Source organism: Neisseria elongata subsp. elongata, from assembly GCF_900113545.1.
GTDB lineage: Bacteria > Pseudomonadota > Gammaproteobacteria > Burkholderiales > Neisseriaceae > Neisseria > Neisseria elongata.
Genome location: NZ_FOPS01000019.1, coordinates 1 through 25,537 on the forward strand (window position 1 = coordinate 1; position 25,537 = coordinate 25,537).

The 25,537-nt window shown below is 54.1% G+C and carries 23 protein-coding genes; 13 read left to right on the forward strand and 10 right to left on the reverse strand.

Going from position 1 to position 25,537, the window contains the following annotated elements; translation table 11 throughout:
- Nucleotides 1-746 (forward strand): elongation factor Tu (locus BM261_RS11720; RefSeq protein WP_143095746.1); only part of this gene is annotated, 746 nt, incomplete at its 5' end.
- A 17-nt stretch (nt 747-763) separates the two neighbouring features.
- Complete coding sequence (rpsJ, locus tag BM261_RS11725) at nt 764-1,075, forward strand: 30S ribosomal protein S10 (protein WP_002642322.1); 312 nt, start codon at nt 764-766, stop codon at nt 1,073-1,075.
- Nucleotides 1,076-1,323: 248 nt separating this feature from the next.
- On the opposite strand, the gene BM261_RS11730 is transcribed toward rpsJ, so the two are convergent.
- The 3 genes from BM261_RS11730 to nirK form a co-directional block, all read right to left on the reverse strand.
- On the reverse strand, nt 1,324-2,070 hold the full coding sequence (locus tag BM261_RS11730; protein WP_049249901.1) for a formylglycine-generating enzyme family protein: 747 nt from the start codon (nt 2,068-2,070) through the stop codon (nt 1,324-1,326).
- 49 nt (nt 2,071-2,119) lie between these two features.
- A complete protein-coding gene (locus BM261_RS11735; protein WP_074898487.1) occupies nt 2,120-2,623 on the reverse strand; it encodes a c-type cytochrome in 504 nt (167 codons plus the stop codon).
- 216 nt (nt 2,624-2,839) lie between these two features.
- Nucleotides 2,840-4,075, reverse strand: a complete 1,236-nt coding sequence (gene nirK / locus BM261_RS11740; protein WP_074898490.1) for a copper-containing nitrite reductase — start codon at nt 4,073-4,075, stop codon at nt 2,840-2,842.
- A gap of 349 nt (nt 4,076-4,424) precedes the next feature.
- On the opposite strand from nirK, the gene BM261_RS11745 reads away from it, so the two are divergent.
- From BM261_RS11745 to BM261_RS11755, 3 genes are all read left to right on the forward strand, one after another.
- Nucleotides 4,425-6,671 (forward strand): nitric-oxide reductase large subunit, encoded by a 2,247-nt coding sequence (locus tag BM261_RS11745; protein WP_074898493.1) that lies wholly within the window; start codon nt 4,425-4,427, stop codon nt 6,669-6,671.
- Nucleotides 6,672-7,097: 426 nt separating this feature from the next.
- A complete protein-coding gene (locus BM261_RS11750; protein WP_074898495.1) occupies nt 7,098-9,002 on the forward strand; it encodes a polysaccharide biosynthesis protein in 1,905 nt (634 codons plus the stop codon).
- 418 nt (nt 9,003-9,420) lie between these two features.
- Nucleotides 9,421-12,231, forward strand: coding sequence for a TonB-dependent siderophore receptor (locus tag BM261_RS11755; RefSeq protein ID WP_074898498.1), 2,811 nt, complete (start codon nt 9,421-9,423; stop codon nt 12,229-12,231).
- A 245-nt stretch (nt 12,232-12,476) separates the two neighbouring features.
- Here BM261_RS11755 and BM261_RS11760 read toward each other — a convergent pair whose 3' ends face one another.
- Nucleotides 12,477-13,424, reverse strand: coding sequence for a cation diffusion facilitator family transporter (locus tag BM261_RS11760; protein ID WP_074898500.1), 948 nt, complete (start codon nt 13,422-13,424; stop codon nt 12,477-12,479).
- 95 nt (nt 13,425-13,519) lie between these two features.
- Entirely contained in the window at nt 13,520-14,230 is a 711-nt protein-coding gene (locus tag BM261_RS11765) for a DUF6348 family protein (protein ID WP_074898531.1), read from the reverse strand.
- Between the two features lie 659 nt (nt 14,231-14,889).
- On the opposite strand from BM261_RS11765, the gene BM261_RS11770 reads away from it, so the two are divergent.
- The 5 genes from BM261_RS11770 (at nt 14,890) to proB (ending at nt 18,524) form a co-directional block, all read left to right on the forward strand.
- On the forward strand, nt 14,890-15,735 hold the full coding sequence (locus tag BM261_RS11770; RefSeq protein WP_074898503.1) for an SDR family NAD(P)-dependent oxidoreductase: 846 nt from the start codon (nt 14,890-14,892) through the stop codon (nt 15,733-15,735).
- Entirely contained in the window at nt 15,732-16,337 is a 606-nt protein-coding gene (locus BM261_RS11775; protein ID WP_074898506.1) for a Maf family protein, read from the forward strand. The genes BM261_RS11770 and BM261_RS11775 overlap by 4 nt, the downstream gene beginning before the upstream one ends.
- Before the next feature lie 268 nt (nt 16,338-16,605).
- On the forward strand, nt 16,606-16,944 hold the full coding sequence (locus BM261_RS11780; protein ID WP_074898508.1) for an EF-hand domain-containing protein: 339 nt from the start codon (nt 16,606-16,608) through the stop codon (nt 16,942-16,944).
- A 117-nt stretch (nt 16,945-17,061) separates the two neighbouring features.
- Complete coding sequence (locus BM261_RS11785; RefSeq protein ID WP_049249920.1) at nt 17,062-17,361, forward strand: DUF2818 family protein; 300 nt, start codon at nt 17,062-17,064, stop codon at nt 17,359-17,361.
- A 38-nt stretch (nt 17,362-17,399) separates the two neighbouring features.
- Nucleotides 17,400-18,524 (forward strand): glutamate 5-kinase, encoded by a 1,125-nt coding sequence (proB, locus tag BM261_RS11790; protein WP_074898511.1) that lies wholly within the window; start codon nt 17,400-17,402, stop codon nt 18,522-18,524.
- A 192-nt stretch (nt 18,525-18,716) separates the two neighbouring features.
- Here the strand turns inward: proB and BM261_RS11795 are convergent, their stop codons facing one another.
- Nucleotides 18,717-19,352: a GDSL-type esterase/lipase family protein gene (locus tag BM261_RS11795; RefSeq protein WP_074898514.1), complete on the reverse strand. Its 636-nt coding sequence runs from the start codon at nt 19,350-19,352 to the stop codon at nt 18,717-18,719.
- A gap of 117 nt (nt 19,353-19,469) precedes the next feature.
- Between BM261_RS11795 and lptB the strand changes: the two genes are divergently transcribed.
- The 3 genes from lptB (at nt 19,470) to hpf (ending at nt 22,034) form a co-directional block, all read left to right on the forward strand.
- Nucleotides 19,470-20,207 (forward strand): LPS export ABC transporter ATP-binding protein, encoded by a 738-nt coding sequence (gene lptB, locus BM261_RS11800; protein ID WP_070454760.1) that lies wholly within the window; start codon nt 19,470-19,472, stop codon nt 20,205-20,207.
- Nucleotides 20,208-20,295: 88 nt separating this feature from the next.
- The gene (gene rpoN / locus BM261_RS11805) at nt 20,296-21,645 is read left to right on the forward strand and encodes an RNA polymerase factor sigma-54 (protein WP_074898517.1); all 1,350 of its coding nucleotides are present in this window, start codon (nt 20,296-20,298) and stop codon (nt 21,643-21,645) included.
- Nucleotides 21,646-21,716: 71 nt separating this feature from the next.
- Entirely contained in the window at nt 21,717-22,034 is a 318-nt protein-coding gene (gene hpf, locus BM261_RS11810; RefSeq protein WP_070454756.1) for a ribosome hibernation-promoting factor, HPF/YfiA family, read from the forward strand.
- A gap of 76 nt (nt 22,035-22,110) precedes the next feature.
- Here hpf and BM261_RS11815 read toward each other — a convergent pair whose 3' ends face one another.
- From BM261_RS11815 to BM261_RS11835, 4 genes are all read right to left on the reverse strand, one after another.
- Nucleotides 22,111-22,431 carry a hypothetical protein gene (locus BM261_RS11815; protein ID WP_074898519.1) on the reverse strand — a complete coding sequence of 107 codons (321 nt, stop codon included), beginning with the start codon at nt 22,429-22,431 and terminating at the stop codon, nt 22,111-22,113.
- A 10-nt stretch (nt 22,432-22,441) separates the two neighbouring features.
- The gene (locus BM261_RS11820) at nt 22,442-23,077 is read right to left on the reverse strand and encodes a bifunctional 4-hydroxy-2-oxoglutarate aldolase/2-dehydro-3-deoxy-phosphogluconate aldolase (RefSeq protein WP_074898523.1); all 636 of its coding nucleotides are present in this window, start codon (nt 23,075-23,077) and stop codon (nt 22,442-22,444) included.
- A gap of 177 nt (nt 23,078-23,254) precedes the next feature.
- Nucleotides 23,255-25,084: a phosphogluconate dehydratase gene (edd, locus tag BM261_RS11825; RefSeq protein ID WP_074898526.1), complete on the reverse strand. Its 1,830-nt coding sequence runs from the start codon at nt 25,082-25,084 to the stop codon at nt 23,255-23,257.
- Nucleotides 25,085-25,311: 227 nt separating this feature from the next.
- Nucleotides 25,312-25,537: IS5 family transposase (locus BM261_RS11835; protein WP_074898528.1), on the reverse strand; the 226-nt coding region annotated here is incomplete at its 5' end.

Consider the following 25,537-nt stretch of genomic DNA (forward strand, 5'->3'; position numbering starts at 1 on the left):
TGGAACTGGTTGAAATGGAAATCCGTGACTTGCTGTCAAGCTACGACTTCCCAGGCGACGACTGCCCGATCGTACAAGGTTCCGCACTGAAAGCCTTGGAAGGCGACGCAGCTTACGAAGAAAAAATCTTCGAACTGGCTGCTGCATTGGACAGCTACATCCCGACACCTGAGCGTGCCGTGGACAAACCGTTCCTGTTGCCTATCGAAGACGTATTCTCTATCTCCGGCCGTGGTACAGTAGTAACCGGTCGTGTAGAGCGCGGTATCATCCACGTCGGTGACGAGATCGAAATCGTAGGTCTGAAAGAAACCCAAAAAACCACTTGTACCGGTGTTGAAATGTTCCGCAAACTGCTGGACGAAGGTCAAGCAGGTGACAACGTAGGCGTATTGCTGCGCGGTACCAAACGTGAAGAAGTGGAACGCGGTCAAGTATTGGCTAAACCGGGTACCATCACTCCTCACACCAAATTCAAAGCAGAAGTTTACGTATTGAGCAAAGAAGAGGGTGGTCGTCATACTCCGTTCTTCGCTAACTACCGTCCACAATTCTACTTCCGTACTACCGACGTAACCGGTGCGGTTACTTTGGAAGAAGGTGTAGAAATGGTTATGCCTGGTGAGAACGTGGCCATCACTGTAGAACTGATTGCACCTATCGCTATGGAAGAAGGTCTGCGCTTTGCGATTCGCGAAGGCGGTCGTACCGTAGGTGCGGGCGTGGTTTCTTCTATCATCGCTTAATTGAAGGATATCGATAAATGGCAAACCAAAAAATCCGTATCCGCCTGAAAGCTTATGATTACAGCCTGATTGACCGTTCTGCTCAAGAAATCGTTGAAACTGCAAAACGTACCGGCGCCGTTGTAAAAGGTCCGATTCCGTTGCCGACTAAAATCGAGCGTTTCAACATTCTGCGTTCTCCACACGTGAATAAAACTTCTCGTGAACAATTGGAAATCCGCACCCACTTGCGCCTAATGGATATCGTGGACTGGACTGACAAAACTACCGACGCACTGATGAAACTGGACTTGCCAGCTGGTGTTGATGTAGAAATTAAAGTTCAATAAATATTGAAATAAATGAAAGCCGAGTAGTGTTAGCTATTCGGCTTTTTTGAGTTAGGCTGCCATAGTTATCTAAGGCAGCCTAACTTTTCTGTGAAATGAAGGAATAGGGGGGAATTATCTTAGGTATTGATTAAGATAAATTTATCATTCCCTTTTTATTTTCTATTCCTAAATTTCGGTAAGAGTATTTGAAGAAACTAATGCTTTTTTAGTGGAATATTTTCAGACGGCCTTTCAGTCGCTAATTTTTATTGTGCGCAGCGGAAGCCTAGGTTATGCACTGAAAATTTTGACTGTAGGCTTGTACGGAAACCATAGCGTAGGAACGCTGCGTAGTTTGTAGGATCAGTAGCTCCTGCTGCTGCACCACTACAGAACATGGCACTATCTACTCCTCCGGAGTTTAACAGACTGCTGTTGAAATCTTCAGTCCATTCCCAAATTAGGCCGTGCATATCGTAGATGCCCCAATAATTGGGTTTCATACGGCCTACATCACGCAAACCCTGTCGACTGCCTTGTGCATACCAGTTAAGGATGGTGTCTTTATAAGCTTTTTCATTAGCCCCGTTTGGCTTGAGTTCGGATGCTTGTCCGGCATATTCCCACTGGTTGATAGTGGGTAGGTGCTTACCTTGGGCAGTACAATAAGCATTGGCTGCAAACCATGAAATAAATACAACTGGTTTGTTCAAGTCTTCTTTTTTTGGAGCAAAACCGTTACCATCTTTAATCCAGTGTGAGAGATAATGTTTGTCACCCTGTTTGCTGCTGAGTTTTCCACGTTGCCACTGTGGATTTTTCTTTACGAATTCAAAGAATTGTGCATTAGTTACAGGTAGTTTGTCTAATTTATAAGAAGACACTTTAGTTAGTGGGGCATCAGCGGCCAAGTAAAGCGGTCGGTAGGTGCCACCGCTAATGTCTGCCATATCTGTCGCTGAAGATAATGCTGCGCTTGTAAGTAATAATGTATAAAAAATAGAGTTTTTCATAATTTCCTCATGTTGGATGATTTACATGTGTCCTGTCGAGAGAGAAAGATTATTTCCCTGCTCGGAAGGCGGCAATTTCTTCAACAGTAATTTCCCCACCTTTGTTGTCAAACATATTTAATACATAGGTAGAAACTGCTGCAAGCTCTTCGTCTTTCATAGGCAGGGCGGGCATGATGCCATCGTATGTCTTTCCGTTGACGGTAATTTGTCCGCGTATGCCTTTGGCGATAGAGGCTACCAATTGCATTTTATCTTCCGAAAAATAGTCTGATTTAGCAAGCGGAGGCAGTGAGTCGTTTGCCCCCATTCCGTCTGCACCATGACAGGCTTTGCATCGTTTATCGTAAATGTCTTTCCCTGCCTTTAGTCTCTCATCAACTTGGGGTTCACTTGCTTGTTTAGGTGTAACGGCAGGCTGTTCAGTAACAGCAGATACGTTTGTATTTTTTGGAGTTTCTGCAGTTGTCTGCTGGGTGTTGGTTTGACTTTGATCGTTACAAGCAGAAAGGAGTAGACAGCCGACAATGAGGGTTAATAAGGTAGATTTCATTTTTTGCTCCTCAATTAAATTAGTATTTTATTATTTTAGCTGCACTAATCTTGCAATAAATTGTTTTATCTCAAAAAAGTATACTTAGAATAATTGAAAAAAGGCATCTATACTACCTGAATTTTGGTTTGTCTGAATCATATGAATGTTTTCAGACGGCCTTTCATCCAAGAATATAGATGCCTAATAATTGGTTCTATAAAACCAAATTAACTATTAATGACCTTCTTCACCGCCATAAGGATTGGAAGAACCTGAGGCTGAGGAGGCTGGTGCTGCAGGAGCTGAAGCACCAGAAGCTGAAGCACCAGAAGCTGCACCTGCTGCTGCGCCAGTACCTTTATAGGCTTCATCGCTCAGTCGTTTGGTCATTACTTCCGGATGATCTTCACCTTCTACAACCAATTGACCCAAAGCACCTTTGTTAAATGCACGGAAGATAGAGTGGTCAACGATGGTAAAGCTGCCAGGAATGTCAACTTTGAATTCGATAATAGCTGCGCCACCTGCAGGAATCAGGGTGCTTTGTACGTTTTCGTTAATCAGTTTGCCGCCTTCAACATATACTTTGTCGAAGATTTCGCCAATAACGTGGAAAGAAGACACCAAGTTCGGACCACCGTTACCTACGTACATACGTACGGTTTCACCTACTTTGGCTTTCAGCGCGTTATCGCCGGCAATGGCACCAACGTGACCGTTAAATACTACGTAATCTGCATCTTCACGGATGGCTTTGTCCATGTCAAACGGTTGCAAACCGGGTTCGCCGTATTTTCCTTTGGTGTAGAAGTCACCTTGAACGATGTAGAACTCTTTATCTACTTTGGGCAGACCTTCTTTAGGTTCAACCAAAACCAAACCATACATACCGTTACCAATGTGCATGCCTACTGGGGCAACAGCACAGTGATAGATGTACAGGCCAGATTGCAGTGCTTTCCAGCGGAAAGTAGAAGTGCGGCCCGGTGCTGTAAATGTAGCGGCGGCACCACCACCTTGACCTGTAGAGGCATGGAAATCGACGTTATGCGGTACAGTAGAATTTGGGTTGTTGGAGAATTCTACTTCCACGGTGTCACCTTCGCGCACACGAATCATTTGACCTGGAACGTCACCGTTGAATGTCCAGTAAGTGTAATCAACACCATCAGCCATTTTCATGGTTTTTTCGATGGTTTCCATTTTTACTTTAACCAAAGCGGCGTGATCACGGTTAACTGCAGGTGGAACTTCCGGAGCGTGAGTCACGACCGCATCGATAACAGGCAGCTGATCAACCGGAACATCGGCTTCGGCAGTTTGAGAAGCTGCACCGGAAGTAGCCGGGGTAGAAGAAGCTGCAACCGGAGTTTCTTGTGCTGCAGGTTTTTGTGCCGCTTGTTGTTGACCGTTACAGGCCGCTAAAACAAACGCTGAAGTAATCAGAGCAGCTAAAGTTTGGCGTTTCATAAGGTACTTTCCTTTTACTGGGTTACGTTTACAAATTAAGTAATGGCATTATGGATTACCTATCTTAACATTTATTTGATATAAATCAAATAGGCGGCATTAACATTTTATTTCGTTAGCTTTACATGTTTCAACATAACATAACTAGGGCTTAAAATATAAGAAATCGATTTATTTTGCGCTTATATTTAGAATTGTGCACGAATTTACATTGTTCTCTGCTTGTATGATGTTGGTCAACTGCCACAGATGTTTCAGGCAGATTGCTTTATTTCCCGTGTTAGTCGTGCTACAATTTTTAACATTCATATTTCATGAATTTTAACACAACCACCCAAGGAGTTTTATTATGGGACAATATAAGAAGCTCTGGTATCTGCTGTTTGCAGTGCTGGCAGTCTGCTTTACCATCCTGGGTTATATGGGTTCGGAGGTTTATAAAAAAGCTCCGCCATATCCCGAAAAAGTTGTAACGGCGTCCGGTCAGGTATTGATGACCAAGGACGATATTTTGGCCGGCCAATCGGCTTGGCAGTCTACCGGCGGTATGGAGGTCGGCTCTATCTTGGGTCACGGTGCTTATCAGGCTCCGGACTGGACTGCCGACTGGCTGCACCGCGAATTGGTTGCCTGGTTGGACTTCACTGCACAGGCTCAATTCGGCAAAAACTACGAACAATTGGATGTTGCACAACAGGCGACTTTGCGTACGCAATTGGCTGACGAATACCGTAACCAGTCCAGAGTGAAAGAAGACGGAACGGTTGTCATCAGCGAAACCCGTCAAAAAGCCATTGAGGCGGTTGCGCCGTATTACATCAAGTTGTACGGCAATGATCCCGACATGGTTCAAACGCGTGATAACTTTGCAATGAAAAACAATACATTGCCAAGCGAAGAGGCGCGTAAAAAATTGACTAACTTCTTCTTCTGGACAGCTTGGTCTGCATCGACCAACCGCCCGGATAAAGAGTTTACCTACACCAACAACTGGCCGCACGAGCCGTTAATCAACAACGTGCCGACTACTGAAAACTATATGTGGTCATTCACCAGTATCGTTCTGTTGTTGAGCGGTATCGGCTTATTGTTGTGGGGTTACTCTTTCCTGACCAAACATGAAGAGGTGCAACCTCCTGCAGAAGATCCGCTGTCTAAAATCCAGCTGACTCCGTCGCAGAAAGCTTTGGGCAAATATGTATTCCTGACTGTCGCGCTGTTTGTGGCACAGGTGCTGCTGGGCGGTTTGACTGCTCACTACACCATTGAAGGCCAGCATTTCTACGGTATCAACTTCTCTGATTGGCTGCCTTATGCCTTGGCACGTACTTGGCACATTCAGTCCGCAATTTTCTGGATTGCCACAGGCTTCCTGACTGCCGGTCTGTTCCTGGCTCCGATTATCAACGGCGGTAAAGATCCGAAATTCCAACGTGCAGGCGTGAACTTCCTGTATATCGCGCTGTTTATCGTGGTATTGGGTTCTTACGGCGGCAACTTCCTTGCCTTGAGCGACAATATGCCTGCGGCCATGAACTTTTGGTTCGGCCACCAAGGTTATGAGTTCCTGGACTTGGGCCGTTTCTGGCAATTGTTGTTGATGGTCGGCCTGTTGCTGTGGCTGTTCCTGATGGTTCGCTGTACCTTTACTGCGTTTAAAGAGAAAAATACCGATAAAAACCTGTTGGCCATTTTTGTGGCTTCCATGTTCGGTGTGGGTGTGTTCTATGCGCCCGGCCTGTTCTACGGCGAGCATTCTCCGATTGCGGTAATGGAATACTGGCGTTGGTGGGTGGTTCACCTGTGGGTAGAAGGTTTCTTCGAAGTGTTTGCAACCGCATCCTTCGCCTTCATCTTCTACAACATGGGCTTTGTCCGCCGCAATACTGCCACTGCCGCTACTTTGGCCGCTGCCGCCATCTTTATGTTGGGCGGTATCCCGGGTACGCTGCACCACTTGTACTTCTCCGGTTCGACTTCAGCTTCTATGGCCATCGGTGCCTGCTTCTCCGCTTTGGAAGTTGTGCCGCTGATTCTGTTGGGCCGTGAAGCATACGAACACTGGTCTTATCAAAACGCTGCTCCTTGGGCAAAACGTTTGCGTTGGCCGTTGATGTGCTTCGTTGCCGTAGCCTTCTGGAACATGATCGGTGCCGGTGTGTTCGGCTTCTTGATCAACCCGCCGATTTCCCTGTTCTACATCCAAGGTTTGAACACTACTGCGGTTCACGCACACGCGGCCTTGTTCGGTGTGTACGGCTTCTTGGCTCTGGGCTTCGTATTGCTGGTTGCCCTGTACTTGAAACCGGAAGAACATTTCAACGACAAACTGATGACTTGGGGTTTCTGGCTGCTGAACGGCGGTTTGGTCGGCATGATTGCCACCAGCTTGCTGCCGATTGGTGCGATTCAGGCTGCCGCCAGCATCTCGACCGGTTTGTGGTATGCCCGCAGCGAAAACTTCCTGCAGCAAGACCTGCTGGAAACTCTGCGCTGGATCCGTACCCTGTCTGACTTGATCTTTATCGGTGGTGCATGCTGCTTCGCATGGCAGGCTACTAAAACCGTATTCGGTTTTGGCAAAGCTAAAAACTAACCGCCTTGTCTAGATAACATCAGGCCGTCTGAAAGTTTTCAGACGGCCTTTTTTGTTTTTGCTGACGTACCAGTGAACCATTTATTCTTTGCAACGGTTTTTACCTTCATCCTGTTATCCGCACTTTTCGTTTGCCCGCCCAACCGACCTTCTTCCTAGGAACTTCGGCGGTTTGCCCGTCATCTTCTTGCTTACTCCTTCCTTTTACATCCTGAAAACCATGCGGCGAAGGCAGTCGAACCGTCCTGTCTTGCTTGATTTCACCCTGAACCGTTTTTTCAGACGGCCTGTTGCAAAACCGCCCATCCTGCCGCATTCTCCGGCGGCAAAAACCGACGGTTGCGGCCGACGGCTTTATAATAGCGGCCTTTTACCGTTTTCAGACGGCCTGCCGTTTTAACGTACGCGGCAGCCGATTGCCCATTCATGATGCTCGAAACCTTGCTCGCCCTGCCGCGCCGTACCAAAAAAATTCTGTTCGTCATCCACGACACGGTGTTGATTTTCTGCGCCTTCTGGTTCACCCAAAGCCTGAAAGCCGATTACGACCACGAATGGTACGACCCCGCCAACTGGCAGGCTTTGGCGGCCACAACGGTGTTTACAGTCTTGCTGTTTGTCCGGTTGGGGCTGTACCGCGCCGTAACGCGCTACATCAGCCTGCGGATTTTGGCGGTTGCGCTGTTCGGCAGTTTCGCATCCATGCTGCTGTTTTTCTTCAGCGTCTTGTTGTTTGAAAAACAACTGCGCCTGGCTTTGCCGGTGGTGTTCTTCTTCTTGATGGTGGTGCTGATTGCCGGTTCGCGTCTGCTGTTGCGGCTGATTTTGGCCGAACGCAGCGAACGCAATGCCGCCGCGCCCGTCATCGTGTACGGCGCGGGACAGTCGGGGCGGCAGCTGATTGAAGCGATGAAGCAGGTGAACGAATACCGCGCCGTGGCCTTTGTGGACGACAATCCGCGACTGCAACATACCATCGTCGGCGATCTGCCCGTGTTCAGGCCGTCTGAAACCGCCGATTTGATTGCGCGCTACGGCGTGAAGAAAATCCTGCTGGCCATACCCAGCGCGGGTGCGGAAAGGCGGCGGGAAATCCTGCAAAACCTTGAAGCCTACCCGTGCGAAGTGCTGGCGATTCCGGGCATGAAGGATTTGGTGGATGGCCGCATCCACATCGGCGTATTGAAGAAAATTTCGGTGGCCGACCTGTTGGGACGCGAGCCGGTCGAGCCGATGGTCGAACTGATGGCGCGCGACATCGAAGGTAAAACGGTGATGGTAACGGGCGCGGGCGGTTCCATCGGTTCGGAACTGTGCCGCCAGATTGTCGGCCGCCGTCCGGCGAAGCTGGTGTTGTTCGAACTGTCAGAATATTCGCTCTACACCATCGAACGAGAATTGCAGGATTTGGCGCGGCAACAGGGCGGCAATATTGAAATTTTGCCGCTTTTGGGTTCTGTGCAGGACAAAGGCCGTCTGAAAAACGTCATGCAGGCGTTCGGCGTGGAAACCATCTACCACGCCGCCGCCTACAAACACGTCCCCTTGGTCGCGCTCAACACCATAGAAGGCATACGCAACAACGTTTTCGGCACACTGGCCTGCGCCCGTGCGGCACAAGAATGCGGCGTGGCGACCTTCGTCTTAATTTCCACCGACAAAGCCGTGCGCCCCACCAACACTATGGGCGCGAGCAAACGAATGGCCGAACTCGTCTTGCAGGCCTTGGCGGCGGAAACGGGCTGCCAAACCCGCTTCTGCATGGTGCGCTTCGGCAACGTATTGGGTTCGTCCGGTTCGGTCGTTCCAGCCTTCGAGCAGCAAATCGCCGCCGGCGGGCCCGTTACGCTTACCCATCCCGACATCACCCGCTACTTTATGACCATCCCCGAAGCCGCCCAGCTGGTGATACAGGCGGGCGCGATGGGCAAAGGCGGCGACGTATTTGTTTTGGACATGGGCGAATCGGTAAAAATCATCGACCTGGCGCGGCAGATGATACGGCTGAGCGGCTTGGACGTAAAAGACGCGGCCAATCCCAAAGGCGACATCGAAATCCGCATCACCGGCCTGCGTCCGGGCGAAAAGCTGTACGAAGAACTGATTATCGGCGACAACGCCGTTCCGACAGGCCACCCCCGCATCCTGACTGCCAGCGAAACCATGCTTCCTTGGCCGCAACTGGAAAACCTGCTGGTGCAACTTTCGGCTGCCTGCGACAGCGGCAACCAAACCGAATTGCGCCGCATCCTGCTTGCCGCCCCAACCGCCTTCGCGCCGACGGACGGCATCTGTGATTTGGTATGGACGGCAGGGCAGGAAATCCATTAGACCTCCCATTTTTTCAGACGGCCTCTTGTTGATGTATGCAGACGGCACTTTCTTTGCAAGCCGTTTGGAAACATCAAACGCTCCGGCGGAATCGATAAGGCATTATCAGCCTTTGCCTTTCATGCGATTAGATACAAAAATCCCCCGTACTTTTCAGACGGCCTTTACTTCGGTAAAGGCTTTTTTTGCATCCGGAATTTTATATTTTTAATTTAATAAAAAATTCAGTCGATTAAATGATTGGATAGGATAAAAATGGTTCTTATTATTTAAATTAGTAAAAAAATCTATTAGAATTTACATTTTCAAATAAAAATTAAAATCAATTATTATTTAGGATAATTAAATTTTAATTTTTTAACATGATGTTGTATGTCTTCTTAACGTTAAATAACTTGATTTGTTTAGAGCAGAAAAAATGACTCCGAATTTGAAGCAAAAAATATTACCGATTATGTTGTTAGCCTGTTATCAAAATACTTTTGCCGATACGGCCGAGCCACCCGTATCGGAAGGCGGGTCGCTCGAAAGCGTAACCGTTACTGCCACGCGGCGGAACGACAAAACCGAACAAAGTAAATCCTATACCATAGGCAGCATGTCCACCGCCACGGGCCTGAGAATTTCAGGCAAAGACACCCCGCAGTCTGTGAGCGTCATTACCCGCCAGCAACTTGACGACAAAGCCATCCATACACTTGAAGAGGCGATGAGAAATACCACGGGAGTAAACGTTGTACGTGATTCGGGCTTGCAAACACGGTTTTTATCACGCGGTTTTTATGTGGATCAAATCGGCGAAGACAGCATCACCACCAATGTGGCCGGACGCTCCGGCTATACCGCAAGAATTGATGTTTCTCCCAGTACCGACTTAGCAGTTTACGACCATATCGAAGTTGTACGCGGTGCAACCGGCCTGACGCAGTCCAACTCTGAACCGGGCGGCACCATCAACCTCATTAGAAAACGGCCGACTTCTGCCTTTAAACATACGGGGGAGATTTCCACCGACCAGCGAGGCAGCAAACGCCTGATGCTTGACGTTTCCGGCAGTCTTAACAAAGAACAGAGCGTGCGTGGCCGATTAGTCGGCGTATACGATGACCATAAATCGTTCAAAGACAAAATGTGGGGCAAAAAGAATATGCTCTACGGCATTGTAGAAACCGATATCGGCGATCACGGCATTCTCACTTTCGGCGGCATGCATCAGAAAAGCAAAGAAGTTCCTGATTTTGCAGGAGTGATGCTGCCATGCGAAAACCCTAAGGCATACAGCGTTTTCGAAAACAACTGCAATAATCCCGTCAGGCTGCCGCGAAACACCTACCTTGGTATGGATTGGTCGCGTTTGCGTGCCGATAAAACCAATCTTTTTTCCGGCTTCAAATACGATTTCGACAATGGTTGGCGGCTCAATGCCGAAGCGTCCTATACAAAAAACCGTTCGGATGCCAAAGTCGGACAGTTCTTCCTGCGCAACGAACACACTGCCGGCATAGCGGGCAGCCCCGCCACGGGAGCCATCCTGCCTAACGGCACCATCGTACCGTATGACACGCCTGATGACGAAGTCAGACGGATACTGGCCGAAGAGAAGCGAAAAGACAGAGAGGCATACGAACAGGCCAAAACGCAATACCGCGCCACACAATTCGACCGCAATGCCTATGAAGCGGCTAAAGCCAAAGCCGAAGCTGCAAACCCCTGGGCATGGTATACCGAAGACAGTTATATCGCCGAAGAACTGAGCAAAATGGGTATTGTCGATTACAGCTACGCTTATAGCATGTTCAACTACAATTTGGCCAAAAGAAAGCGCGATACCGACCACATTCAATTTAATGCCAGCACCATGCGGCATAAAAAGAAAGATGTCCAATACGGTTTCAAACTTGACCTTTCGGGTAAATACAGCCTCCTCGGCCGCAGCCACGATTTTTACACCGGCTATACCTATAATAACGAAAATATCCAGTCAGACTATTTGGAAATCTTCGATCGAAACTACCGTGTCAAAACTTCCAATCCGGGGGCGGGCGTATGTGAAGCCATACCTTTCCAAATGTCGCCGCTCGGCATGACAGGCAACGAACTGGCCGAACCGGATTGGGATAAATACAATGACAGGGGTAACGTTTGGTTCAAACGCAGGGGGTGTGAAAACGCCACCGTGGCCGTCGCCGGGCAGACCGACCCTTCGGCAGCCAAGGCCGCATACAACTATTCCCGCTACATCAACAAAAACGAAACCCATGCCGTTACGGTCAGCACCCGCTTCAACGCTACCGACAGACTGCATCTTTTAGGCGGCATGCATTACACCCGCTACAAGTCCTCACAATCGAAAGATATGAGCGTGCGCAACGGCGACCCCGCATCCGCCTTCCAAAACCAATCCTCGCTGGCTGCCGATGCCGACCACTACACCGCGCGCATGAAGGGGCACAAATTCACCCCTTATGCCGGCATTACCTATGACTTCACCCCGCAGCAAAGCCTTTATGCCAGCTACACCAAGATTTTCAAACAACAGGATGAAGTGGATGTCAGCAGCAAACAACTCCTGCCGCCGCTTACCGGCACCAACTACGAAATCGGCTGGAAAGGCAGCTTTTTGAAAGGCCGTCTGAACAGTTCGCTGGCAATTTTCGTCCTTGATCAGAAAAACCGCACGATTGTCGATTTCGGCTACATCCGCGGCAGCAACGGCCAGGGGCAATGGCAGACCATCGCCCGTCCGGCGGGCAGCGTCCGCAGCAAAGGTTTTGAGTTTGAATTGGCAGGCGAGATGACCGACAATTGGAAAATTTTTGCCGGTTATACATACAACAAAAGCAAATTTAAAAACGAAGATGAAGTAAACGCCCGGCAAATAGCCAATACCAAACGTGCCGACGATGCCTTCAATTTCAGCGGTCATACCCCCGTACAGATATTCCGGCTGGGGACCTCCTACCGCATCCCCCGCACCAAGCTGACCGTAGGGGGCGGCGTATCCGCACAAAGCAAAACCAAAAGCCTCTATAACGTCAAACAGGGCGGATATGGCCTGATTGACGGCTTCGTGCAATATGAATTCGGCCCGCATGCCAAACTCAACCTCATCGGTACCAACCTCGCCGACCGTACTTATTTTGAGAACAATGCCAACCGCACGCGGGGTATGAACAACTTTTATGGCGAACCGCGTACGGTCAGCCTGAAATTAGATTGGAAGTTTTAAATAAGGCACCTGCTTTGTTTGGAGGCCGTCTGAAACTGCTTAAACGGTTTTCAGACGGCCTTTTTACCTCTTGCGGCCTGCCTTTTGTCCGCCAAACCGGATTGCGCCGCATCCCGTCTGTTTTGCCTCACGGGAGGGCAGGGCATAAAGGGCCGAACGGTCAAACAAATAAACAGGCCGTCTGAAAAGCATTTCCCCGCTTTCAGACGGCCTGTTTGATCGGATTCGGCTGTGTTGCCGCATTTTCAGTCATGTGCGTGCCCGCATCCGCGCGAAACTTGTTCGCATGCCTGAACGCATGTCGTATCGGAGTCTGCCGGTTCGGTTTGCACGGTGATATGGCCGATGCCGTGCGCCTGCACCACGTCCTGCACCTGTTTGACCAGCGCGTCTGCCTCCGCCACGGTCAGGCCGCTGTGCACGATCACATGGCAGGACATGGCGTGTTTTTTGCTGGTAATCGTCCAGGCGTGCAAGTCGTGAACGCCCAATATGCCGTTGATTTTCTGAATGTCTTCGGCAATTTTTACCAAATCCGTGCCTTTGGGCGCACCTTCCATCAGGATGTGCAGGCTGCCTGCCAGCACGCCCCAGCCGCTTTTGCCGATGAGCAGCGCCACCACCGCGCTGGCCGCCAAGTCCGCCCAGCTCCAGCCGTAAAGCTGTATCAGCAGGCCGGCTGCCACTGCGGCAACAGAGCCGAGCAAATCGCCCACCACATGCAAAAACGCACCGCGCATATTCAGATTGTCCTTCTCGCCGCGCAGCATATACCAAGCGACAAACAGGTTTACCAAGAGCCCGAGTACGGCCACCGCCAGCATCGCGCCGCCCGCCACGGGTACGGGTTTGAAGGCGCGGACAACGGCTTCGACCAAAATCCATGCCGCCATCACCACCAGCGTGAGGCCGTTGAGCGCGGCGGCCAGGATTTCCACACGCTGATAGCCGTAGCTTTTCTGCGAGTTGGCAGCCTTTTCCGCCCATTTGAAGGCGAACAGGGCGAGGGCGAGTGAGGCGGCATCGGAAAACATGTGCCCCGCGTCCGACAAGAGCGCGAGGCTGCCGCTGAGCCAGCCTGCCGCGGCTTCCACCAGCATGAAGCCGGCAATCACGGCCAGCGATACGCACAGGATGCGGGTGTTGGTGCTGTGGGCGTGGGAGTGGTTGTGTTCGTGGTTGTGGAAGGACATGATGTTTCCTTTGATGTCGGAGGGGCAGGCTGCTTTCAAGTTTTCAGACGGCCTGAAATCTAGCAGACGGGTTGGGCTGTACGGTTTCGGGTAGCTTATGCCGAATCCAAGGGTTTGAGCATGATGCAGCGGCGTACGCTATAAAAGGCTTCCCGGTGCGGCCAAGGGAGGTCTGCCAGCTGTTTTTCTTCGTCGGCGGCATCGTCTTGGTTGTCAATCATAAATTCCACGTTCGTTGTTTCGTTGCCCGATTGGGCGTAGAAGAAGCGGATTAGATGGTATTGCGCTGTGAGGTTTTGATGGCAGATGAGGGATTGCAGCGTACTTTCCAACGCTTCGGGGATGATGTTGCCGATGGTTTCCTCATTGCTGCCGTCGGTGTCTCCGCCCAGTTTTTTCGTTGTCCAGTCGCCCAATATGGCTTGGAAACGGTTGCCGTTGCGGGCTGTCCAGATTTCGTGCGGGCAATGGTTTTCGCCGGGGTTGAATGCGTCCAGCAAAACGTGCAGGCTGTTGGTGCAGAAGCTGTGCAGGTTGCGCGAGACGGCTTCTTCCAAATTCTCGCCGATGTCGCCGCAGCATTCGTAGAGTTCGCGCCCGTCGGGCAGGGTGATGCCGACATCGAAACGGCTCACCACCGCGCCGTTGGCGTGTTCGCGCGGAAACGCCCAGGTTTCAAGCTGCACGGGCACGGTGAAATCGGGCAGGATTTTGTCGCCCCGCGTTTGGCAGGCATAACCGTGGGCCTGCAGGATTTCGGCAAGGGTTTCGTTTAGGTCTAGGGTGTCGAGTTCTTGGGGGTTCATGACGGTTTCTTGGGGTGTTGGAAATTCAAAATGGGAGTTTTCCATATGATTATGAGGTTATGCAAGTTTGCCTCGTCATTCCAGCGTAGGGGGAATGACGAAGCGGATTTGCGTGAGCTAATGATGACATGGGGAGTTTCTTGGTTGAATTGGCCGTGCAAAGCCTGAAGGCCGTCTGAAAACTGTGAAAACGGGTTTTCAGACGGCCTTATTTTGTCAGGCGGTTGCATCTTCCATTTCAGATTGAATACGGCATTGCGCGGTTTGCCGTAGAGGTTGCCACTGTTTGAGCGACGGCTGTATTGGTTTGCGTAGTAACGTTTGTTTGTCGGTTTGTTGGCCACCGGCCCCAATTGCAGGTTGTATTGGAAGTGGATATTTCAAACCCTGTAACTGCCCTGTTTAAGCGCGTCGTAGCTATTCCCATATTCCTTGTCGGCAGGCATGCCCGCCGGGTGGTAGAATCCGCGTTTTCGCGGTAAAAAGTCTTGTTTGCGGCATTGTGAACCGCAGTCGGCCATATCGGCAGCAGGGGTAGATACTATAAACAAAATCATATTCTCCAAAAAATTTTTGTTGGGAAATTTCTTTATAATGCAAAAAGTTATGGGTTGAAACTTTAGAAGAAGGCGTTAAAGGTCAAGAAAGGAAACTACTCCATGCCATCTATCCTCATTACCGGCTGTTCCAGCGGCATAGGTTATGAAACCGCCAAAATGCTGCAGCAAATGGGTTGGCAGGTGTTCGCGTCCTGCCGCCGTGCGGAAGATGCCGAACGTTTGCGCCGGGAAGGCTTCGCGTATGCCCTGCAATTGGATGTGGACGACGGCGGCAGCATTCAGACGGCCTTCGACGGCATTTTGAGCCAAACGGGCGGCACGCTCGACGCCTTCTTTTCCAATGCGGGCTACGGGCAGGTCGGCGCGGTGGAAGACGTTCCGCGCCAAGCCCTGCGCGAACAGTTTGAAACCAATGTTTTCGGCGCGTGGGAGTGCCTGAATGCCGCCATGCGCGTTTTCAGACGGCAGGGGCACGGCCGCATCCTGGTCAACAGCAGCATTTTGGGCTTTGCCGCCATGCCTTGGCGCGGCGCGTACAACAGCAGCAAATTCGCCTTGGAAGGCATGTGCGACACCTTACGCCACGAACTGCACGGCACAGACATACACGTCAGCCTGGTCGAGCCCGGCCCCGTCGCCACCCGTTTCCGCGCCAACGCCCTGATTAAATTCAGGCGGCACATCGACTATGAAAACAGCGTCCACGCCGAAAGTTACCGCCGCCAGCTTAACCGCCTGCAGGCCGAAGGCGCGGCCGTTCCGTTTACACTGAGCGCGCAGGAATGTGCCGCCGTCTGCATACGCGCCCTGACCGACCGCCGCCCCAAAGCCCGTTATCTCGTTACCGTGCCGACGGTTGCCTTTTGGTATCTCAAACGCATCCTGCCGACCCGCTGGCTGGATGTCCTGCAACGCGCCTCCGTGAAAGGACAAGGCAAAAAATGACCGCGCCGCTGCTTTATCTCGCGTCCGCCAGCCCGCGCCGCCGCGAAATCCTGCAAAACCTGGGCTACCGTATCGAACGCATTGCCGCCGATATAGACGAAACCCCGTTGCCGCAAGAAGATGCCGCAGACTATGTGCAACGGTTGGCCGCCGAAAAAAACACCGCCGCGCTTGCCGTTTGGCAGGCGGCGGGCAAACCCGAACCCGCCGCCCCCGTCATTGCCGCCGACACCACCGTCGCGCTGGACGGCAAGATACTGGGTAAGCCCGAATCGCCCGAACACGCGCGCGAAATGCTGCTCGCCCTTTCCGGCCGCAGCCATCAGGTGTATACCGCCGTCTGCCTGCACTACCAAGGCCGCATCTTTCATGCCCTGAATACCAACCACGTTGCCTTCAAACCGCTGACCGAAGCCGAAACCGCCGCCTACATCCGCAGCCGCGAACCGCTGGACAAGGCGGGCGCATACGGCATACAGGGTTTGGGCGGCATTTTCGTGCGCGAACTGTCGGGCAGTTTCACCGGCGTGATGGGCCTGCCCGCATACGAAACCTGCGAACTGCTGCGGCAGGCGGGTTATGCCGTGCCGCCGTTTGCCTGAAGCCGGACGGCGTAACGGCCGCTTGTCGCGAAACCGTGGATTTTGCGGGTAAAATAACGAAGGAGGCCGTCTGAAAGCCAAGCCTCGGTAGGGTATGGCAAATTGGAATAAGAAATACCCGCACGGCCATTCCCGCCCGGGGTAGAAAACGCTTTGCGTAAGCCAATATCGATATGGACGGTTTTCATTTGAATTGACTATAAAAAAACCTGCACCTGTTTTTCAGACGGCCTCAAGCAGTGCCGGACACCATTCGGAAGAAAAGATAATGAAAAAAAACTTATTATTTGTTTTTGCACTGTGTTGCAGTGTCGCCTCTTCCTATGCGCTGGACGTAGCGGACCCTTCGGAAACCTTCATCAGAGAGGCCGATAAAAACCACGACAATAAAGTCAGCCTGAAAGAATTTCTGGCCATTGGCAGGGTACCTGAAGGGTTGGCTGTATCTTTTCCCATTACCCGCGAAAGTTTCCGCAGGCTCGATACCGACCGAAACGGCTACCTGAATAAGCGCGATCAAATGGAAGGCATCCGTTACTCGGCAAAGGCGCAGTGCCATATTGACAATTGGTGGGACGTGAAACGGCGAGAAGCCTGCCCGAAATAACGCTGTGGCCGTCTGAAAAGCCGCACCGTCCGTCCGAAAACATGTTCAGACGGCCTCCAGTATGATGCAGAACCATAAAGGCCGTCTGAAACCATCTTCACTACAAGAAAGCACACCATGACCGCACCCATGTACACACTGCTGCTGTTGGCCGTCATCTTCGCCAACCTGCCGTTCCTGACCACCCGCCTGTTCGCCGTCAAGCCGATGGCGCGCAAACACATCGGCCACCACTTAATCGAACTGGCCGCAGGCTTCGCGCTGACCGCCGCGCTCGCTTACCTGCTGGAAAGCCGTGCGGGAAGCGTCCATCCGCAGGATTGGGAGTTTTACGCCGTAACCGTCTGCCTCTTTCTCGTGGCCGCCTTCCCCGGCTTTGTCTGGCGGTATTTCTGGCAGGAGCGCGACAAACAATAACCCGATATAAACAATAACTTAATATAAAAGGAGAAACCATGAGCATCAACAACCTGTCCCAAGTCGGACTCCTCGTCGTCAAAGTCGGCTCCAGCCTCGTTACCGCAGGCGGCAAAGGCATAGACCAAGCCGCACTCGACCGCTGGGCGGCACAAATCGCCGAACTGGGCAAACAAGGCGTGCAAACCGTCCTCGTTTCCAGCGGCGCCATCGCCGAAGGCATCAAACGGCTGGGCTGGAGCAAACGCCCCACCGCCATCAACGAACTGCAAGCCGCCGCCGCCGTCGGGCAAACCGGCATCGCCCAAGCCTACGAAAACGCGTTCGCACCGCACGGCATCCGCACCGCCCAAATCCTGCTCACCCACGACGATTTGAGCAACCGCACCCGCTACCTCAACGCCCGCAGCACCCTGCAAACCCTGCTGTCCAAAGGCATCGTCCCCGTCATCAACGAAAACGACACCGTTACCACCGACGAAATCAAACTCGGCGATAACGACACCCTCGGCGCGCTCGTGACCAACCTCATCGAAGCCGACGCACTCGTCCTTTTGACCGACCAAAAAGGCCTGTACGACAGCGACCCGCGCAAAAATCCGCAAGCCAAACTGATTCTGACCATAGCAGCCGACCATCCCGACCTCGAAAGCATGGCGGGCGGTGCGGGCAGCAGCGTCGGCACCGGCGGCATGTACACCAAAGTGACCGCCGCCAAACGCGCCGCACTCAGCGGAGCCGCCACCGTCGTCGCATGGGGCGGCGAACCCGACGTCCTTGTCCGCCTCAAACAAGGCGAAAGTATAGGCACGCTCTTTACCAGCGCACACAGCCGCGTCGCCGCCCGCAAACAATGGCTGCTCGGACACGTCCAAACCGCAGGCAGCCTGACCGTCGACAGCGGCGCGGTAAAAGCCCTGACCGAACAACACGCCAGCCTGCTGCCCGTCGGCTGCATCCGCGCGGACGGACATTTCCACCGCGGCGAACTCGTCGCCATCCTCGATACCGACGGTAAAGAAATCGCCCGCGGCCTCACCAATTACAGCAGCGGCGAAACCGCCAAAATCCTGCAAACCCCGTCCGAGCGCATCGCCGAAAAATTAGGCTACGCCCACGAAGACGAACTCATCCACCGCGACAATATGGCGTCGCACCGCTAGAAACATCCACTAGAAAAGGCCGTCTGAAAAACCGCTGCGGGTTTTCAGACGGCCTTTTGCCGTTTGACAGCGGATTAAATTTAAAGATACGGTACATCCAAAGAAGGATGCCATATCGCCATTCCCGCCTACGCGGGAATGGCGATGGCGGAAATTTTTCATTTTAATCCACTATAGATTGGAACATAGCGGCTACGGTCGGAAGAATCCCTGTCGGCGCAAAAAATCGGCCGCTTTTTCGGCAAACAGGCGGTAGCCTTCGTCGTTGGCGTGGATTTGGTCGGAATGCAGCTCCCTTTTCCCGAGGATTTCCGACCACGCGCTGTCCAGCAGCGGCACGCGGTAGGTTTCCGCCAAATCGCCGTACAGCGGATGGTCGCTCAAACTGCCGACCAGCGCGCCGATGGTGAAATGCGGCTCCGCCACCAAAACGGCGGGTACGGAGGCCGTCTGAAGGGTTTGCAGGATGCGGCCGATGTTGGCGCGGGTTTCGTCCTCGCCGATGCGGCGCAGGAAATCATTGCCGCCGATGCACACCAGTGCGAGGCCGGGTTTCGGCTGCAGCAGCCCGGGCAGGCGGGCAAGGGCTTGGGCGGACGTGTCGCCCGACACACCGCCGTTAATCACCTGCCAGCCGGTGATGTCGGCCAAACGGCGCGGATAATCCCCGCCGGCAGACGCGCCGAAACCCGCCGTCAGCGAATCGCCCAAAGCCAAAACGCGGCTGCCGCGCGGCAGGGCGGGACGGGTGGCTTTCCTGCCGCAGCCGTTGAGCAGCAGCAGGCCGCCTGCGGCCAAAAACAGGAAACCGCGCCGGTTGATGTCCATAAACAAATCCTTTCGTCCGGCAGCCCGCATTCTGCAGCCGCCGCGAGCGGTTTTGCGGTTTCAGACGGCCTGAAAACAAAGTACAATGACCCTGTGTCATATTCTCAAAAAACAAGCATGATTCCGGAAAAGACCAGCCGCCTTGTCGCGCGCAACCTGCAAAAAACCTTCAAAAAACGCCAAGTGGTGAAAGATTTTTCGCTTGACATCGAAAGCGGCGAGGTCGTCGGCCTGCTCGGCCCCAACGGGGCGGGCAAAACCACCAGCTTTTACATGATAGTCGGCCTAATTGCCGCCGACAACGGCAGCATTATGCTCGACGGGCAGGAGCTGCGCCATATGCCGATACACGAACGCGCCCGGCTGGGCTTGGGCTACCTGCCGCAGGAAGCGTCGATTTTCCGCAAAATGACGGTGGAGCAGAACATCCGCGCCATCCTCGAAATCAGCATCAAAGACAAAAAACGCATCGACGGCGAACTGGAACGCCTGTTAGCCGACCTCAACATCGAACGCCTGCGGGACAACCCCGCGCCGTCGCTGTCCGGCGGCGAACGGCGGCGGGTGGAAATCGCCCGCGTGCTGGCCATGCAGCCCCGCTTCATCCTGTTGGACGAACCGTTTGCGGGCGTCGATCCGATTGCCGTCATCGACATTCAGAAAATCATCGGCTTCCTCAAATCGCGCGGCATCGGCGTACTGATTACCGACCACAACGTGCGCGAAACCCTCAGCATCTGCGACCGGGCATACATCATCAGCGACGGCGCGGTGCTGGCTTCGGGCAAACCCGAAGACTTGGTAAACAACGAACAGGTCCGTGCCGTTTACCTCGGCGAAAACTTCAATTACTGACAAGCCGTCTGAAAAGATGCGTGAGGGCGCGAACAATCATTTTCAGACGGCCTGACCGATAACACAAAAGCAAATACACAAAAACAACATGACATTACTCGGATTAAAACTCAGGCAAACCCAGCAGCTCAACCAGGGCTTGCAACAATCGCTGCGCGTCTTGCAGATGTCCGGCCTCGAACTGGAGCGCGAAGTGGACGACTGGCTTCAGGACAATCCGCTGTTGGAGCGGCGCGAACCGGCGGAAGACGGCCGTTTCGAACCGACCCGACTGTCGGCCGCCGTTTCCAGCCGCAACCAAATCGGCGGCGAAGATGCCGAAGACGTTTGGGCGACCATCGCCGACGAAGAGGATTTCAAGCGCTACCTGCACAACCAAGTGTGCGAACACCCGCTGAGCGAACAAGAAGGCGCCCGCGTGCACATACTCATCGACTCGCTGGACGAACAAGGCTACCTGACCGACAGCCTAGAAGAAATCATCGACAACACCCCGCTGGAATGGATGTTGGACGAAGACGATATGCAGGACGCGCTCGACCGGCTGCAAAACTTCGACCCGCCCGGCGTGGGCGCGGCCGATTTGCGCGAATCCCTGATGCTGCAACTGCAACGCCTGCCCGCCAGCCCCTCGCGGCAGTGCGCGGGACAAATCGTCAGCCGTTTCCTCGACGACCTCAACCGCAGCAAAACGCAAAAAATGGAAAAATTCAAAAAAGCCCTGCCGGACTACACCGCCGACATCATCGAAGCCGCACTCGAGCTGATTGCCGGGCTGAACCCTTATCCCGCCTACGGTTTCGCCTCGGCCGAACCGACGGCCTTCATCCGGCCCGATGTCTGGGTGCGCGAGGGCGAAGACGGGCGGTGGGAAGTGGCGGGCAATGAACAGGCCTGGCCGCAGCTGGCAATGAACGAAGAATTGGCCGACGCATTGAAAGACGAAGGCATAGACGAAGTTTGGCGCGAAAAAATACAGGAGGCGCGGCAGAAAATCGACAGCCTCGAGCTGCGGAAAAACACCGTCATCCGCCTGGCCGAATACATCGTCGCGCGGCAGGAAGACTTTTTCATCTTCGGCGAAATCGGCTTGGTGCCCATGCTGATGAAGGATGCCGCCGCCGAATTGGGGCTGGCCGAAAGTACCGTTTCCCGCGCCGCCAACAACAAATATTTGTCTTGCCCGCGCGGACTGTTTGCGCTACGCTACTTCTTCAGCCAGGCAGTCAATGCCGAAGACGGTCAGGAGGGGACGAGCCAAAGCGCGGTCAAAGCCATGCTGGCCCAACTGATAGAAAACGAAGACAAACACAAACCGCATTCCGATGAAGCACTGGCGCAGCTGTTGAAACGGCAGGGCATAGACATCGCCCGCCGCACCGTGGCGAAATACCGCGAAAGCCTCAACATCGCGCCGGCACACCAACGCAGGATCTAGTTTTCATGCCGTCCGAACAATCCGAACGGGTTTTCAGACGGCCTTGCCAACCCACCGTAAGGAGTAGGACTATGAACTTGAAAATCACCGGTTTGAATTTCGATGTAACCGAAGCCATCAAACAATACGTTGCCGGCAAGCTGGAGCGCATCAACCGCCATGCGGGCAACCTGATTTCCGTAACCGTAACCCTTTCGGTAGACAAATTGGAGCACAAAGCCGAGGTGGATGCCCATTTGTCCGGCAAAGACCTGCACGTTGAAACCATCGAGCCGGATATGTATGCCGCCATCGATATTTTGATGGACAAGTTGGACCGCGCTCTGATCAAACATAAGGAAAAAAGCCAAAACGTACGCAGCGCGCCCGCTCCAGAAGCCACGGAGTAAACCGCTGCCGGAAATGGTTTGTTAACCATTAAAGAGGCCGTCTGAACAATCCGAACGGGTTTTCAGACGGCCTGTTTTATTGCTGCGGGTGCAGCTGCATGACGCGGTCGGGTTCCACCGACAATACGCCGCGTACCGTTTTGAAATGGCGCACGGCCTGTTGCGGGTCGGTGTTTGCCGGCGGTTTGACGGCGACGGCGTTGATGATTGTGTAGCGGTGCAGGATTTCGGCGCGGTAGTCGGATGCGGCGGCCAGCAGCGGTTCGATGCCCACGGCGGGGTCGTAGCCGATAATCAGGTTGCCGGTGGTTTCAGACGGCCTTTCGCCCGTGGCCGGTGCGGGGCTTTGGCAGGCGGCGAGTGCGGCGGCCGGCAGCAGGAAGAGCAGGCGGTTCATGGTTTTCTCCTTATCGGTGGGGTGCGGGCTTCAGTCGGGCGGACTGTTCGGCCAGTTCGGTAATGGCGCGCCAGTTTTTTTCGGCGACCAGTTGCGCGGGGGTGAGCCACGAACCGCCGACGCAGAGTACGTTCGGCTGCGCCAGATAGTCGGGCGCGGCGGCAGGGACTATGCCGCCGGTGGGGCAGAAGCGCACTTGGGGGAAGGGGCCGTGCAGGGCTTTGAGCATTTTGATGCCGCCGACGGCTTCGGCCGGAAAGAGTTTGACGGTGCCGAAGCCGTATTCGAGTGCCAGCATGAGTTCGCCCGCGCCGGAAACGCCGGGGATGACGGGGATGTCGGCTGCCGCCGCCGCTTGGGCGAAGGGCGTATTGATGCCGGGGCTGATGGCGAACATTGCGCCCGCTTCGGTTACGGCTTTGAGTTGGGCGGCGTTGATAACGGTGCCCGCGCCGACGACGGCGGCCGGTACTTCGCGTTTGATGCGGCGGATGGCCTCTATGGCGGCGGGCGTGCGCAGGGTGATTTCGAGTACGCGGATGCCGCCGTCCAGCAGTGCCTGAGCCAATCCGACCGCGGTTTGCGGGTCGTCGATGGCGATGACGGGGACGACGGGGCCGGCGGTCAGGATTTCGCGCGGTGTCATTTCGTTTTCCTTATCGGTTGGTGCGGGCGGCGGATGTGTTTTTCAGACGGTCTGCGGTTTGCCGAGGCATGTTCCGATGCCGCCCACGGTTGTGTCGGATGTATTTATTTCGGTTTGCGGAGGTGCGGGGTGATGTTTTCAGACGGCCTCTGCGTTGCGGCAGGCCGTCTGAAACGTTCAGCCGAAATCCCCGCCCAAGCTCATTGCGCCCGTTTCCGCGCTGCCGGTGATGCTGCGGAAACCGGCGAAAAGTTCGCGGCCGATGCCGTGCCGGTTGCAGCTCAAATCGGCGGTGGCGGTTTCGCGCCCGTTCCATTCGGCTTCGTCCACCAGTGCGGTCAGTTCGCCGGTGTGCGAGTTGAAACGGATGATGTCGCCGGTGCGGATTTTGCCTATGCCACCGCCGAGCAGGGTTTCGGGCGACATGTGGATGGCGGCGGGGACTTTGCCTGACGCGCCCGACATGCGCCCGTCGGTTACCAGCGCGACCTGGAAGCCCCTGTCCTGCAGGATGGCCAGGGGCGGCGTGAGTTTGTGCAGTTCGGGCATGCCGTTGGCGCGCGGGCCTTGGAAGCGGACGACGCAGACGAAATCGCGTTCCAGTTCGCCGCGTTCGAAGGCGGCCAGCACTTCTTTTTGGTCGTCGAACACGATGGCGGGGGCTTCGATGATGCGGCAGTGGTCTTTCACGGCGGAGACTTTTATCACGCCGCGCCCGATGTTGCCTTTCATCACGCGCAGGCCGCCGTCGGGCGAGAAGGGCGCGGATGCGGGGCGCAGGACTTCGGTGTCGCGGCTTTCGGCTACCGCGTCCTGCCATTTCAGACGGCCTTCGATTAAAAACGGCTCTTGTGTGTAAGCCCCCATGCCGCGGCCGACCACCGTGTCCACGTCGTCGTGCAGCAAACCCGCGTCCAGCAGTTCGCGGATGACGAAGGGCAGCCCACCCGCCGCGGCAAAATGGTTCACGTCCGCCTGGCCGTTGGGGTAAACGCGGATGAGCAGCGGGACGATGGCGGAGATGTCGTCGAAGTCGTCCCAGTTGAGTATGATGCCTGCCGCGCGCGCCATGGCCACCAAATGCATGGTGTGGTTGGTCGAGCCGCCCGTGGCCATTAGGCCGATGATTGCGTTGACAAACGATTTTTCGGACAGCATTTCGCCTATGGGCTTAATGCTGCGGTTTTTGATGCCGTCTGAAAGGCGGGCGGCGGCGGCGCGGGTCAGGGCTTCGCGCATCGGCGTGTGCGGGTTGAAAAAGGCGGCGGCGGGCAGGTGCACGCCCATCATTTCCATCATCATCTGATTGGAATTGGCCGTGCCGTAAAACGTGCAGGTGCCGGGGCTGTGGTACGAACCCATTTCGCTTTCAAGCAGCGCGTCGCGCCCGACTTTTCCTTCGGCGAAACGCTGGCGGGTGCGGGCTTTTTCCTTGTTGCCGATGCCGCTGGTCATCGGGCCCGCGGGCACGAAGATTGCGGGGATGTGGCCGCAGCTCAACGCGCCTATCATCAGGCCGGGGACGATTTTGTCACACACGCCCATCAGCAGCGCGCCGTCAAACATTTGGTGCGACAGGCCGATGGCGGTACTCATCGCAATCACGTCGCGCGAAAACAGTGAAAGCTCCATGCCTTCGTAGCCTTGGGTGATGCCGTCGCACATCGCGGGCGTGCCGCCGGCCACTTGTGCCGTCGCGCCGTGTTTTTGCGCTTCGTCTTTAATCAGGTCGGGGAAATCTTTGAACGGCTGGTGGGCGGAAACCATGTCGTTGTAGGACGTGATGATGCCCAAGTTCGGCACGCTGGGCTGCTGCATTTGGATTTTGACGGTTTTGGGCATCGACGCATAGCCGTGCGCCAGATTGGAACAGCCTAAACGGTCGCGTTCCACGCGCCCCTGCCGTTCGTAGGCTTTGATGCGGTTTAAGTAGGTTTGTCGGGTGGCGCGGCTGCGTTCGATGATGCGCTCGGTAACGGCGGCAAGCTGCGGGTGGATGGCGGTCATGGTGTTCGGCCTTGTTGTGTAGTTTTGCAACATATTATACTGCCGACTGTGCCGCGCGTGTTGTGCCGCAACAAATTATCCGAGACCTTTGCAAAATTCCTTTTTCCCCAACAGCCGAAATCTAATTAAAGATTTTTGGCTGTTTTTGTTTCAAATATCCACTGATTCTACTCAAATACCCCCTTAATTCTCCCCGGATACCCGATAATCAGGCATCCGGCCGCCTTTTAGGCAGCAACAGGCGCACTTAGCCTGTTGGCGGCTTTCAAAAGGTTCAAACACATCGCCTTCAGATGGCTTTGCGCACTCACTTTAATCAGTCCGAAGTAGGCTGCCCGGGCGTAGCGGAATTTACGGTGCAGCGTACCGAAGCTTTGTTCGATCACATAACGGGTCTTCGACAAATATCGGTTGCGTTTGGTTTGCACTTCCGTCAGCGGACGGTTGCGGTGG